General features: G+C 67.7%; 13 protein-coding genes. All 13 read left to right on the top strand.

Annotation, left to right across the window (positions count from 1 at the left end; translation table 11 throughout):
- Window positions 1-77: 77 nt before the first annotated feature.
- Window positions 78-1730: a type II secretion system ATPase GspE gene (gene gspE / locus Q0654_RS18130; protein WP_298856412.1), complete on the top strand. Its 1653-nt coding sequence runs from the start codon at window positions 78-80 to the stop codon at window positions 1728-1730.
- 176 nt (window positions 1731-1906) lie between these two features.
- Window positions 1907-3121 (top strand): type II secretion system inner membrane protein GspF, encoded by a 1215-nt coding sequence (gene gspF, locus Q0654_RS18125; RefSeq protein WP_298856381.1) that lies wholly within the window; start codon window positions 1907-1909, stop codon window positions 3119-3121.
- A 5-nt stretch (window positions 3122-3126) separates the two neighbouring features.
- On the top strand, window positions 3127-3579 hold the full coding sequence (gspG, locus tag Q0654_RS18120; RefSeq protein WP_298856380.1) for a type II secretion system major pseudopilin GspG: 453 nt from the start codon (window positions 3127-3129) through the stop codon (window positions 3577-3579).
- Between the two features lie 14 nt (window positions 3580-3593).
- Entirely contained in the window at window positions 3594-4058 is a 465-nt protein-coding gene (locus Q0654_RS18115; RefSeq protein WP_298856379.1) for a GspH/FimT family pseudopilin, read from the top strand.
- A gap of 421 nt (window positions 4059-4479) precedes the next feature.
- On the top strand, window positions 4480-4839 hold the full coding sequence (locus Q0654_RS18110; RefSeq protein ID WP_298856378.1) for a type II secretion system protein: 360 nt from the start codon (window positions 4480-4482) through the stop codon (window positions 4837-4839).
- The gene (locus tag Q0654_RS18105; protein WP_298856377.1) at window positions 4836-5552 is read left to right on the top strand and encodes a prepilin-type N-terminal cleavage/methylation domain-containing protein; all 717 of its coding nucleotides are present in this window, start codon (window positions 4836-4838) and stop codon (window positions 5550-5552) included. Before Q0654_RS18110 ends, Q0654_RS18105 begins: the two co-directional genes overlap by 4 nt.
- A 41-nt stretch (window positions 5553-5593) precedes the next feature.
- Window positions 5594-6463 (top strand): type II secretion system protein GspK, encoded by an 870-nt coding sequence (locus Q0654_RS18100; protein WP_298856376.1) that lies wholly within the window; start codon window positions 5594-5596, stop codon window positions 6461-6463.
- A gap of 43 nt (window positions 6464-6506) precedes the next feature.
- Window positions 6507-7634 (top strand): PilN domain-containing protein, encoded by a 1128-nt coding sequence (locus tag Q0654_RS18095; protein WP_298856375.1) that lies wholly within the window; start codon window positions 6507-6509, stop codon window positions 7632-7634.
- Window positions 7631-8233, top strand: coding sequence for a type II secretion system protein GspM (gspM, locus tag Q0654_RS18090; protein ID WP_298856374.1), 603 nt, complete (start codon window positions 7631-7633; stop codon window positions 8231-8233). Before Q0654_RS18095 ends, gspM begins: the two co-directional genes overlap by 4 nt.
- Window positions 8233-8955 (top strand): hypothetical protein, encoded by a 723-nt coding sequence (locus Q0654_RS18085; protein ID WP_298856373.1) that lies wholly within the window; start codon window positions 8233-8235, stop codon window positions 8953-8955. Before gspM ends, Q0654_RS18085 begins: the two co-directional genes overlap by 1 nt.
- Before the next feature lie 100 nt (window positions 8956-9055).
- Window positions 9056-11311, top strand: coding sequence for a type II secretion system secretin GspD (gene gspD, locus Q0654_RS18080; protein WP_298856372.1), 2256 nt, complete (start codon window positions 9056-9058; stop codon window positions 11309-11311).
- Between the two features lie 39 nt (window positions 11312-11350).
- The gene (locus tag Q0654_RS18075) at window positions 11351-11797 is read left to right on the top strand and encodes a hypothetical protein (protein WP_298856371.1); all 447 of its coding nucleotides are present in this window, start codon (window positions 11351-11353) and stop codon (window positions 11795-11797) included.
- Window positions 11798-12057: 260 nt separating this feature from the next.
- On the top strand, window positions 12058-13674 hold the full coding sequence (locus tag Q0654_RS18070; protein ID WP_298856370.1) for a hypothetical protein: 1617 nt from the start codon (window positions 12058-12060) through the stop codon (window positions 13672-13674).
- The last annotated feature ends 69 nt before the right edge of the window (window positions 13675-13743 follow it).

Here is a 13743-nt window from a genome sequence, read left to right as displayed (position 1 = left end):
TGGCCGACACCACGTCCGTCCAAGACGCGTCCGAAGAGGGCCTGGTCGCGCTCGAGAACCGCATCAGCGAGGCCCTCATGGCCCGCGGTCGGCTCAAGGAAGCCGACCTGCTGCGCGCCCGCCGACTGCTGGAAGAGTCCGGCGGTTCGCTGATCGCGCTGATCACCCGCATCGGCCTGGCCTCGGAGCGCGATGTCGCCGAAGCCAGCGCGGAAGTGCTGGGCCTGCCGCTGGTCTCGACCAAGGATGTGCCCGAGCAGCCGCCGCAGAACGTGCAGCTGTCGCTGCGCTTCCTGAAGCAGCAGCACGTCTGCCCGATCGGCGAAAGCGACACCCATATCGACCTGCTGACCGCAGACCCGCAGGACCACTATCTGGTGGAAGCCGTGCAGCTCGCGACCGGCAAGGACGTGAAGCTGCATGTGGGGCTGCGCTCGGAGATCGACGACCTGATCGAGCGCTACTACGGCGCCGGCCGCTCGGCCATGGGCACGATTGTCGAGAACCTCGCCGAAGGTGACGTGCGCAGCGAGGACGACGTCGAGCATCTACGCGACCTCGCCTCCGAGGCGCCGGTGATCCGACTGGTGAACCTGGTCATCCAGCGCGCGGTCGAGCAGCGCGCCTCGGATATCCACATCGAGCCCTTCGAGAGCCGCCTGAAGGTGCGCTACCGCATCGACGGCGTGCTGCACGAGGTCGAATCGCCGCCTTCATCGAGCACGGCGGCGGTGATCTCGCGCATCAAGATCATGGCCAAGCTCAACATCGCCGAGCGCCGCCTGCCCCAGGACGGCCGCATCATGCTGCGCGTGCAGGGCAAGGAGCTGGACCTGCGCGTCTCGACCGTGCCGACCGCGCACGGCGAGTCGGTGGTGATGCGTATCCTCGACCGCGAGTCGATCGTCTTCGACTTCCACCGGCTCGGGTTCACCGACAACTTCCTCGACAAGTTCACCAAGGTGCTGGAGCTGCCGCACGGCATCCTGCTGGTCACCGGCCCGACCGGTTCGGGCAAGACCACCACGCTCTACACCGCGCTGTCCAAGCTCAACCGCCCGGACCTCAAGATCATCACGGTCGAGGACCCCGTCGAGTACCAGATCGAAGGCATCAACCAGATCCAGGCCAAGCCGCAGATCGGCCTCGACTTCTCGCACGCCCTGCGCTCGATCGTCCGCCAGGACCCGGACGTGATCATGATCGGCGAAATGCGCGATCTGGAGACCGCGAAGATCGCGATCCAGTCGGCGCTGACCGGCCATCTGGTGCTGTCGACCCTGCACACCAACAACGCCGCTGGTGGCATCACCCGACTGCTCGACATGGGCGTCGAGGACTACCTGCTGACCTCCACCGTCAACGGCATCCTCGCCCAGCGCCTGGTCCGCCGCCTGGTGCCCGAGCATCGCGAGGCCTATGCCGCGATGCCCGAAGTGATCGAGGAGTTCGGCCTGCGCCGATTCACCAGCACCGACCCGGTGACGCTGTATCGCCCGGTCGCCAGCCCTGGCTCCAGCACCGGCTACCACGGCCGCACCACGATCATGGAATTCCTGGTCATGAACGACCCGCTGCGCCGGCTGGTGATGCAGCACGCCGGCATGGGCGAGTTGGAACAGGCGGCGCGCGACAGCGGCATGCGCACCATGTACGAGGACGGCCTGGTCAAGTCCCTCGAAGGCGTGACCACGATCGAGGAGGTCCTGCGGGTGACGCAGGAGGGCTGATGGAGAGCCGGGATTCGGGATTGGGGATTCGGAATTCGGCGGAGCCGCGCTCGGCGAGAGCCGTGCTCGCGCCTGGGTCGCTGGTCGACAGCGTTTGGGGATTGCCGCTGCGTGGTGCCGTGCCGTACCGCCTTTGCGAATCCCGAATCCCGATTCCCCAATCCCGGCCCTAACCCATGCCCCAATTCCGCTACAAAGCCCTGAGCCCCGCCGGCGAGGCGCTGGACGGCCTGATGGAGGCCGCCAATGCCGAGGAGGTGATCGCCAAGCTGCAGGACGCCGGCAATATTCCGCTGAAGGCGCTGCCTGCGGATCAGGCGCAGGGCGCAGGGCTCGGCGCGCTGTTCCAGCGTTCGCCGATGGGGCCGAACCAGGTGCTGCAGTTCACCCAGCAGCTCTCGACCCTGCTCGGCGCCGGCCAGCCGCTGGACCGCGCGCTGCAGATCCTGCTGGATCTGCCGGAGTCCGAGCAGGCGCGGCGGGTGATCGACCGCATCCGCGAGGCGGTGCGCGGCGGCACGCCGCTGTCTCAGGCGCTGGAAGCGCAGAGTGGGGTGTTCTCGCGGCTGTACGTCAACATGGTGCGGGCCGGCGAGATCGGCGGCGCGCTGGATGACACGCTCAAGCGTTTGGCCGACTACCTCGAGCGCAGCAAGGCGCTCAAGGAAAGCGTGATCAACGCGATGATCTACCCGACCATCCTGGTGGTGCTGGTGCTGGGCGCGATCGGCCTGCTGGTCGGCTACGTGGTGCCGCAGTTCCTGCCGCTGTTCGAGGACATGGGCGCCGAGATCCCTTGGCTGACCTCGGTAATCATGAGTCTTGGCCTGTTCGTGCAGGGCTGGTGGTGGCTGCTGCTGGCCGGCGTTGCAGCCGCGGTCTGGGGGACCATGAAGTCGCTCGCGGATCCAGCGCGACGCCTGAAGTTCGACACCTGGATCCTCGGGCGCGGCCTGATTGGCCAGCTGCTGGCCAAGCTCGACACCGCCAGGCTCGCGCGCACGCTCGCGACGCTGGTGCACAACGGCGTGCCCCTGCTGACCTCGCTGGCGATCGCCCGCAACGTGCTGACCAACAGCGCGCTGTCGGAGGCCGTTGGCCAGGCCGCGGAAGAGGTGAAGACCGGTGGCGGGCTGGCGATCGCGCTGGCGCGCAGCAAGCTGTTCCCGCGTCTGGCCGTGCAGATGATCAGCGTCGGCGAGGAATCCGGGGCGATGGACACCATGCTCGGCAAGGTCGCCGACACTTTCGACGTCGAAGTGCGGAACACCATCGACCGGCTGCTGTCTGCGCTGGTCCCGGTCATCACCGTGCTGATGGCGCTGACCGTCGCTGTCATCATGATGGCGATCCTGGTCCCGATCTTCGAACTCACCAACACTGTGGGATAACGCTCATGAATGCTGCAAACGCGCGCTCCACCGATACGGCGCTTCGTCTCACCCGGAACCGCCAGACGGGCTTCAGCCTGATCGAAATCCTGATCGTGATCGTGATCATCGGCGGCATCATGGCGCTCATCGGCACGCAGATTTTCGGCGGCAAGGATCGCGCCGACGTGCGCCTGACGCAGGCGCGGGTGGACGTGGTCGCGCAGAAGATCGAGCAGTACCGCACCGATGTGGGCAGCCTGCCCGGCACCCTGACCGACCTCGTCCAGCAGCCCTCCGGCGTGCGCGGCTGGCTGGGTCCCTATGCCAAGGCCACGGACCTGAAGGACGCGTGGAACCGGGATTTCCAGTACTCCGCGAGCGGCTCGGGCGCCACCGACTTCGCGCTGTCCAGCTTCGGCAAGGACGGTCAGTCGGGCGGCACCTCGGTGAACGCCGACATCACCTACGAGCCCTGAGAGCTCGCGCAGCGGTGAGGCCTCGCACGCCCAGCGCCGAGCGTGGCTTCACGCTCGTCGAGATCCTGGTGGTCATCATGATCATGGGCGCGGTTGCTGCCATGATCGGCAGCGCCATGGGCTACAGCCTCACCGGCCAGCAGATGCGCAGCGCGAGTCGGGATCTGATCGCAGCCCTGCGCTACACCCGCGGCCAGGCCATCGTGAAGCGCGAGCCGCAGGTGCTGATGCTCAACGTCGACGAGAAGTCCTACCGTGCGGCCAGCCGTGCCCCGGTAAGGCTGCCGGAGCAGTTCGACCTCGCCATCGAAACCGCGCGCCAGGAGATGGTGAGCCAGGGCGAGGCGGGCATCCGCTTCTACCCCGATGGCTCTTCCACCGGCGGCAATATCGAACTCTCGCGCGGCGACACCGTCTGGCGCATCGACATCAACTGGTTGACCGGCGAGGTGACCCTGCGTGAACCCGGCAGCCGCTGAGCCAGTCTTTGCCCTGCATGCTGACGCGGGCGTCCGAGCGGAGGCTTGCCGCTCGTCATCCCCGCGCAGGCGGGGATCCAGTGGACGTGCGACAGCGTCGAATCCGCTGGCGATTGCAGCGCTGCGGGTGCAGCGGGCTTGCCCGGAGGCGACGGCATTCGCGCCTGCAGAGCAGTGTTTCCGCGAAAGCTTCGTGGCCCCGCCTTGCGAGCCAGCGGTTCTAGAAGAAACCCGGATTCGTCATCCCCGCGAAGGCGGGGATCCAGGGTTCAGGGCCAGGCATCTGGGCCCCCGCCTTCGCGGGGGCGACGGTGACAGAGGTCGGAAGAGCGTTCTGTTTCCTGGCAGGCGCCAACAGGGCTTCACCCTGATTGAAGTGGTGATCGCGTTGGCGGTGTTTGCCGTCGCCGTCGGCGTGTGCATGCAGATCGCCACCGCCGGCCTGCGGCAGACGCGGATCGCCGCCGAGCAGACCCAGGCCGCCCTGCTGGCACAATCGCTGCTGGACCTGCATGGGGTCGGTGAGCGGCTGCAGCCGGGCCGCAGCAGCGGTCGGCTGGAAGGCGACTACAGCTGGGAGATCGAGGTCAGTCCGTACGAGCCCGATCTGCAGTCGGCCAGCCCTCTTGCGCCGGGCCTCAGCGCGGTGCAGCTGTTCAAGCTCGATCTGACCATCCGCTGGCCGGCGGGTCGCGGCGAGCGCAGCGAGCGCTTCAGCACGCTGCGGGCGATGTCGCCCGACCCCAATGTGCCGGTGAACCCGGCGGGAGCCGGCGGATGACTCGACAGCAGCGCGGCTTCACCCTGGTCGAGATCCTGGTCGCCACCAGCCTGCTGGCGCTGATGATCCTGGGCGCCATGGCCGCGCTGACCAGCAGCGTGCGTTCGGTCCGCTCCGGCGAAGCCCTGGTCAGCCGCACCGACAGCGTGCGCATCGCCCAGGAGTTCATGCGTCGCCAGCTCTCGCAGGCACTGGCGCTGCCCTTCGAGCGTACCGACGACCTCGGCATGGTGTTCGTCTTCGAGGGCGGCGACCGCGACATGAAGTTCGTCGCCCCGATGCCCGGCCATCTCGCCCGCGGCGGTCCGCACGTGCAGCAGATCAGCATCGGCAGCGGCGAGCGCGGCCTGAAGCGCATCGAGTTCACGCATACCCTGCTGAACGGCTATGACGATCCGCAGAATCGCAGCGACGAGCGCCCGCCGGTGGTCGTGCTGGACGGCCTGCAGGACGCCTACTTCGAGTACCGCTCGGTCGATGAGAACGGCCAGCTGCTGCCGTGGTCGCGCAACTGGGACTATCCGCAGTTCCTGCCGATGATGGTGCGGCTGGTCGCCGAGTTCCCGCGTGACCGTCCGCAGCAGTGGCCGCAGTTCGAGGTGCCGGTGCATGCGGGCGCAGCCGGCTCGGTCGGCAGTTTCTACAGCCGGCTGCAGTTCTCGCGCCAGCGGCGCGACCGCGACAGCGACACCCCGAGCAGGCCGCCGCAGTGAGCCGGCACCTCGCGCCTTGCACAGCCCGCCGCAGCCGCGGCGTGGCCCTGATCTTCGTGCTGTGGCTGCTGGCCCTGCTGACCCTGCTGCTCGGCAGCTTCGCGCTGATCAGCCGCACCGAGTCCCTGCAGGCGCGGCATCTGTTTGATACCACCCGCGCCCGCTACGCGGCGGAAGCCGGCATCAACCACGCGGCCTGGGCGCTGTCGCTGCCCGATCCGACCCTGCGCTGGCTGCCGGACGGCCGCGACTACCGGCTGCAGTTCGATGATGCGGAGCTCTCGGTACGGATCACCGACGAGTCCGGCCTGATCGACTTGAATGCGGCCGACGCCCAGACCTTCGTCAACCTGTTCGTTGGCGCCGGCGTCGAGCTGGTGCAGGCAACCGCCATTGCTGACGCCATCCTCGACTGGCGTGATGGCGATGATCTCAAGCTGCTGAATGGTGCGGAGGACGCCGACTACCGCGCGGAAGGCTATCCCTATGGCGCCAAGGACGCGCCCTTCGACCTGGTCGCCGAGGTGCAGCAGGTCATGGGCATGAGCTACGAGCTCTACCAACAGATCGCGCCGGCGCTGACGGTGTACTCCGGGCAGGCGGTGCCGAACCTGGCCTACGCCCCGATCGAGGTGATGCGCGCCTTCCCCAACATCGATCCGGCCATGGCGCAGTTGCTGATCGAGCAGCGCCAGGCCTGGCTGCCCGGGCTCGGCCTGCCACCCCCGACCCTGCCGGACGGCACCCCGCTCGTGGCGGAGGGTGGCACCGGGACGTATAGTATCGAGTCGCGTGCCACCCTCCCGAACGGTGCCTACACGGAACTTCGGGTGACTCTGCGACTCGGAGGCTCCGGCATTTCCGGCCGCGCTTTCAGCGTCCTGCGCTGGCAGGACAGAAGCGCGCTGTGAGGGCCCCGGTCCTTTCCCCGATCAACCCACGTGAAGCTGGCGCATGACCCTGGCGGACGCCCTCAACCCGCTGCTTGCGCGACTGCGGTCGCGCCTGGCCCACACCCCGCTGCCGCAGTTCTGGCAGTGGTGGACGGCCGAGCTGCTGTCCTTCCTGCCGCCGCGCTGGCGTGAGGCGCTGGCGGTCGAGCACGCCTGCCTGCTCCTGAGCCGCAGCCCCAGCGGACTGGATATCCAGGTCGAGCGCGCGGGCACCTGCAGCCTGCTGCTGCAGCTGGAGGACGAACAGCGCGAAGACTGGCGCGATCTGCTGTCGCGCGGCCTCGACGAGAACCTGCGCGGCCTGCCCCAGGTGCTGGGCCTGCCCGCCGCCAGGCTGCTGCGCCGCAGTCTGTCGCTGCCCGCGGCGGCGCTTGAGAACCTCGACGCCGTGCTGGGCTTCGAGCTGGACCGGCAGACGCCCTTCAAGCCCGACCAGGTCTACTTCGCCAGCCGCGTGCTGAGGCAGGACGCAGGCAGCAAGCAGGTCCAGGTCGAACTGCTGGTCGTGCCGCGCCCCGTGCTGGATGAAGCGGTCGCCGCGCTGGGCCCGCTGTCCGACACCCTCGCTGGCGTCGACGTGCTTGACGCGCGTGGCCGCCGGGTCGGGGTCAATCTGCTGCCGGCGGAGCGCCGCGCCAGCCAGCCGCGCACCCAGCCGCTGATCCAGGCCGGGCTGTTGCTGGCCAGCATCGTCCTGGTGTTCTTCGGCCTGGGTCAGATCGTCGACAACCGCGTCGCCGCGGTCGAGTCGATCCAGGCCGAGTCGGAAGCGCAGCGCGAGCGCGCCCGCGAGGTCAGCGCGTTGCGCAGCCAGCTTGAGGATTCAGCGGCCGCCGCCAACTTCCTCGCCGTGCAGAAGCAGACCCAGGCCTCGATGGTGCTGCTGCTCGACGAACTCACCCGGCGCCTGCCGGACGACACCTTCCTGACCCGCCTGTCGGTCAGCGGCAACCAGGTCAGCTTGAGCGGCTACAGCGCGCAGGCGCTGAAGCTGGTCGGCGAACTGCAGAAGTCCGAGCTGCTGAAGGATGCCGCGCTGAACGGCGGCGTGCAGCAGGAGCCGCGGGTCTCTCGCGACATGTTCACCATCAACGCCACCTACGGCCCCGACCCGAAGGCGACGCCATGAACCTGGCCACGCTGAGTCCGCAGCAGAGCCGCTGGCTCGCCTTGGGCCTGCTTGGCCTGGTCCTCGGGCTGTTCTACCTGCTGTTCGTGCACTGGTGGTTCGTGGTGCCCTTCCTGGAGGCGCGCGAGAGCTTCATCGAGGAGCGCGCCCAGGAGCAGCGCCTGCGTGCGAATGCCTCGCAGCGCGAGGAGATCGAGGCGCGCCTGGCCGAGGTCCGCGCCTTCGAGGCGGGCAACCCCGGCTTCCTGTCCGAGGCCAGCTTCGACCTCGCCGCGCCCTCGCTGATCATGCGCATCCAGAGCGCGGTCGAGCGCCAGGGGCAGCCGGAGCGCTGCCTGACCATCAACAGCCAGCCGGTCCGCGGGCAGCAGTCGGAGAAGTTCGAGCGCGTCACCATCCAGGTGCGGCTGCGCTGCGAGCTGGAGCACCTGTACCCGGTGCTGCACGAACTGGAGAGCGGCAGCCCGCAGCTGTTCCTCTCCGAGCTCAACATCGTCGCCCGCCGCATGCCCTCGCATCCCGGTGGCGAGGTGTTCATCGGCTACGTGGACGTGTCCTTCAATGCGCACGGCTATCTGCGCCCGCAGGGAGGTCGCTGATGGCCAGTCGCTCGCAGATCCTGCTGACTGCCGCCCTTGGCGCGGTGACCGCCTGGAGTGCGCTGTTCGCGCTGGCCGGGGTGTTGGGCCTGGGCGGGCGCTACGGCCTGCTGCCGGATGACCCGTCGCTGGTCGGCGAACTGCCGCAGATCAATCTGGAGCAGGCCGTGAGCACGCTTGAAGGCGCCGGCACCTACGCCGCGATCGGCGATCGCCCGCTGTTCAACTTCGACCGCCGGCCGCTGCCGCCGGTGGCTTCGCCGGATGCCGCGCAGACGGCCGAGGCGGCGCCGCCGGCGCCCCCCGAGTTCATCCTCACCAGCGTCATCAAGAGCGGCGACAAGCAGATCGCCATCGTCCAGCACACGCCCTCGGGCAAAAGCCAGACCGTTGCCGTCGGCGCCGCCCTGCAGGCCGAGCTGGCCGGCTGGACGCTCATCGAATTGGCGCCGCGCGGGGCCGTGTTCGAGGGCGGCGGCGGCCGCAAGTCCTTCGAGCTGCGCGTGTTCGACGGCACCGGCGGCCAGCCGCCGACACCCATTGATGTCGCGCCTGCGCAGGCTGCGGCCCCGCAGGATGGCTCCGCCCCCGTGGTCGGGGCCGACGGTCAGCCGCAGCAGGCGGCCGCAGATACCCCGGAGGCGCGCGCCGAGATGATCCGACGTCGGATCGAAGAGCGGCGTCGGCAGATGCGCGAGGAGGCCGAGCGTGCACGCCAGTGATTCCGCCCTCGCCGGTGGGAACCTTTACCAGGGCGCGCGTTCTGTCGCCGTCCCCAAGTCCGGGGCAGCGCTCGCTGCTCCCGCAGCAGGAGTCTTTCGCGTGAGCCAACGCATCATCGGACTGCTCGCCTGTGCGAGCCTCGTGTTCCTCGGCGGCTGCGCCAGCACCGGCGGAACCTATGCGCCCCTGCAGTCCCGGCCGCAGCCCAGCCAGCCGGTCGCACAGTCGCTGCCTCTGCCCGAGGGGCTGGAGGAATCAGAGTCCGGAAGCGCTGGCGAGTCGAAGGAAGAGCAGGCCAAGGAGGCCGTGCGCCTGGGGTCCGGCAGCTTCATCAACCGGGATCTGGCCAGCCGCGGCCCGGCCGGTGCCGGCGCCAGCGGCGAAGTGACCTTCAACTTCGAGGGCGAGTCCCTGCATGCGGTGGTCAAGGCCATCCTCGGCGACTTCCTGCAGGAGAACTACGTCATCGCGCCCGGCGTGCAGGGCACGGTCACCTTCTCGACCGCCAAGCCGCTGCGCGGCGACCAGGCGCTGTCGATCCTGGAGATGCTGCTGCGCTGGAACAACGCCACGGCGGTCTGGCAGGACGGCCGCTACACCATCCTGCCGGTGGCGCAGGCGCTGCCCGGCAACCTGACTCCGCGCACCGGCCCGGCCGGCAGCGCGCGTGGCTATGAAGTCCGCGCCGTGCCGCTGCAGTTCATCTCGGCGGTCGAGATGGAGAAGCTGCTGAAGCCCTACGCCAAGCCGGAAGGCATCATCAACGTCGACCCCGCGCGCAACATGCTGGTACTGGCCGGTACGGCCGCCGAGCTCGCCAACTACCTGCAGACCGTCGAGATCTTCGATGTCGACTGGCTGGCCGGCATGTCGGTGGGCACCTATCGCCTGGAGCAGGCCGAGGCCGCGAAGGTGGTCACCGAGCTTGAGAAGGTGTTCGGCGAGGGGGCGGGCACACCGCTGTCCGGAATGTTCCGCTTCATTCCCCTGGAGGGGGTGAACTCGATCATCGTGATCACCCCGCAGCCGCGCTACCTGACCCAGGTCCAGGAATGGATCGAGCGGCTTGACGCCGGCGGCAGCCAGAGCGGATCGCGCCTGTACGTCTATGACGTCAAGAACGTCAAGGCGACCGATCTCGCCGGCACGCTGGGCGAGATCTTTGGTGGTCAGCCTCGCCAGCCGCGCGCCAGCCAGTCTGGCTCGGTGGCTCCAGGTCTTGACCCCGTCCGCGCAAGCACCCTGGGCCGCGGCGAGCAGCCGCGCTTCGACAATAATCCGCAGCCGGCACGCGTGGATGCCACCGAGCTCGCCTTCGGCACCGCCAGCCCGCCCTCATCCGGCGGCGGCAGCGGAATTCCGGGCGTGGACGGCGTGTCAGGGCCGGTGGTTGACGCTGCCGGCGGCATTGCGCTTGGTTCCGAAGAGAACGTGCGGGTCTCGGCGATCGAGGAGAACAACCAGCTCCTGGTCAAGGCGACCAGCCAGCAGTGGGAGTCGATCCGTCGAGTAATCGAGCGCCTGGACCAGATCCCGCTGCAGGTGCATATCGAGGCGAAGATCGTTTCGGTCACCCTCAACGACGCGCTTGAGTACGGCGTGAGCTCCTTCTTCGAGGGCCTGGTGCCGGAGGCCTTCGCGGAAGCTGCAGCTGCGCGCAACAGTTGGAGCAGCGTGAGTGGACGCATTCAGGGCGGGCGCTCGCTGTGGAACTTTGTTGGACCAAATGCTTCGGCCGCTCTGGACCTGCTGCAGACGGTTACCAATGCCAAAGTTCTGTCCTCCCCTTCGCTGCTGGTGCTGAACAACAAGAGCGCGACCATCAATGTTGGCCAACAGATCCCGGTCAACAGCGTGTCGATCGGCGTACCCGGCGGCGGCGTCGGAGGAAACCTCGGTACCAGCAGCTATACCCAGTACCTGCAGACCGGCATCACCCTCAACGTCACCCCGCGCGTTAATCCCGGCGGCCTCGTGTTCATGGAGGTGCAGCAGGAGGACAGCTCGCCCGGCGCAGCCACGGAAGGTGGCAATCGCGAGATCTCGACTCGCAACATCTCCAGCGAGATCGCCGTGCAGTCGGGCGAGACCATCATCCTTGGCGGCCTGATCCAGCAGACCGATACCCGCAGTTCCAACGGCCTGCCTTTCCTCAGCCGCATTCCTGTGGTGGGTGGTCTGTTCGGCAACAAGAAGCGCGAAGACCTGCGCACCGAGCTGTTGGTTGTGATCACCCCGCGCGTGGTGACCAATTCCGACGACGCGCGCAAGTTGACGGATGACTACATGCGCCAGTTCCGCGGCCTGCAGCCGCTGCGCGTGATCAACGACACCCCCGCCGCCGATCAGCCTTGAGCCGGCGCGTACCGACACACCTATCTATAAGGAGCACGAATGTCCCCCCTGCGTCTTGCCACCCTCGCCCTGTTGCTACCCCTGCTGGCCGCCTGTGCGGCCGGCGGCGGCACCAAGGCCACGCCTGCTGCCCTGAGTGACGAGGAACAGCTGACCACGCGTCCGATCGAGCGCTGGGAGCACCTCATCGCCAAGCGCGCCGACCAGGCCTGGGAATACCTGAGCCCGGGCTACCGCGCCACACGCGTGCGCGAGGATTACGTGACGCAGATGACCACGCGTCCGGTGACCTGGCTGAGTGCCACCTACGACTCGCACCGCTGCATCGACGAGGGCAGCTTCTGCGAGGTCAACCTCAAGGTGCTCTTCAAAGTGATGTCGCGGCAGATCGGCGTCGGCGAACTGCAGTCCCATGGGTTCGTCACCGAGCGCTGGATCAAGTCCGGCGACACCTGGTACTACGTGCCCGAAGACGTCTCGGGCTGAGTTCGCGGGTCGCGCCGTTGGCGCGGCCATGGTTCTGGAAGCCGGCTCCCGGGCGGGGCGGAGCCGGTGTCAGACACATCGTTCCACCCCTGCAGCGCCGCCCTCAGGCGGCGTTGCGCGTGCTGGATCGATGTGGCAGACTGCCAGCGCTCTTGTCTAACCTCGCCCATGTAAGGCGGGTGGAACACCGCCGTCATGGCGTGCGGTTGGTCGGTTGGCAAAAGCACAAAAGCCCTGTGGTTGAATTTAGGAGTGTTGTGATGAAAAAGAGTTCTCTGACCACCGCCGTGGTCGCTGGTATCGTTGGCGCCGCCGGTCTGGTGAGCGTGTCCAACGCCGTCAACATCAACCCGGACGGTCTGGGCCAGGCCCTGATCTACCCGTACTACACCGTGAACAAGGGCAACAACACCCTGATCTCGGTCGTCAACACCACCAACCAGACCAAGGCCGTCAAGGTCCGCTTCCTGGAAGGTCGTGACTCGCAGGAAGTCCTCGACTTCAACCTGTACATGTCGCCGTTCGACGTGTGGACCGCGGCGATCGTCTCCGACGGCGCCGAGGGCACCGATCCGGCCGCTGCTCCGCCGGCACGCATCTTCACCAGCGACACGAGCTGCACCGTGCCGGCCATTCCGGCCGCCGGCGAGCCGTTCAAGAACTTCCAGTACGCCACCGGCGACGTGAAGGTCACCGGCCCGTGGGAGCTGAGCCGTACGCGTGAAGGCCACCTCGAAATCATCGAGATGGGCTATCTGACCGCTGGTGGTTCGTTCGCCAACGCTGCCAAGCACAGCCCGGCTGGCGTCCCCGCCAACTGCAACGTGCTGGACAGCGCCTGGTCGCCGGGCGGCACCGGCATCTGGCTGGCCGACGCTTCCGTGCAGATGAACCCGCCGTCGGGCGGTCTGTTCGGTGGCGCCGAAATCGTCAACCCGGCGAACGGCACCAACATCAGCTACAACGCTGATGCGATCGAAGGCTTCTACATCTCGGCCACGGGCAACCTGCACACCAACCCGGGTTCGGTGCTTCCCAGCCTGGCGCAGGCGCAGACCAACGATTTCGGTGACGCCACCGCCATCGTGTTCAGCAACGGCACCCTGACCCAGTTCCCGTTCGTGGGCGCTGGCGCGGGCCTGAAGGCGGTCTCGGCTGTGTTCATGCACAACGAGATCTACAACGAGTTCGCCAGCCGCACCTCGGCCAACCTGTCGGTGCAGTCGGAGTGGGTGATCACCTTCCCGACCAAGCGTCTGCACATCCGCCAGGCTCAGCCGGCGCGCCTGCCGTTCCGCACCGCTTACAACATCACCAACGGTGGTGCGTGTGAGACTGTCCAGATCACCTTCTGGAACCGCGAAGAGAGCGCCGTGGCTCCGGGCGGCACCGGCTTCTCGCCGCCCCCCCCGGGCCAGACCTCGACCAACCCGCAGCTGTGCTTCGAGGCTCAGGTCGTGACCTTCAACCAGACGAACATTGGTGATTACCGCACCAATGGCAACCGCACCGGCGTGCTGGGCTCCTACTACGGCCGCAACATCGCCACTGGTAACGCTCTCGAGGGCTGGGCGCGCATCCGTCTGGGCGACCAGGATCCGGCTTCGTTCACCCAGAACTTCCTGCCGCTGGCCACCCCGACCGCGACCGCGCAGAACACCATCGCTCTGGTGGGTCTGCCGGTCACCGGCTTCTGGGCTGCCAACTACGCCGGTACGGGTACTCCGGGCGTGCTGGCCAACTACTCGATCGTGCACAAGCACCGCGCCGATCGCCTGGTTGCCGACATCTCGACCCAGATCGTGAACGTGCCGGGCTCCACCACCACCCCGCCGGCGACCACGCCGGTGTGGCGCGCACCGACCTCCGCGCTGTAATACGGCGGTCAACGCGTGACTCACAAAGGGGGCCCTCGGGCCCCCTTTGTGTGTATTCAGTGCGGATTA

This window comes from uncultured Aquimonas sp. (assembly GCF_937888285.1).
In the GTDB taxonomy this organism is placed as follows: Bacteria; Pseudomonadota; Gammaproteobacteria; order Xanthomonadales; family Xanthomonadaceae; genus Aquimonas.
The sequence above is the reverse complement of the archived record's forward strand: the minus strand, read 5'-3'. Positions and strand labels throughout refer to the sequence as shown.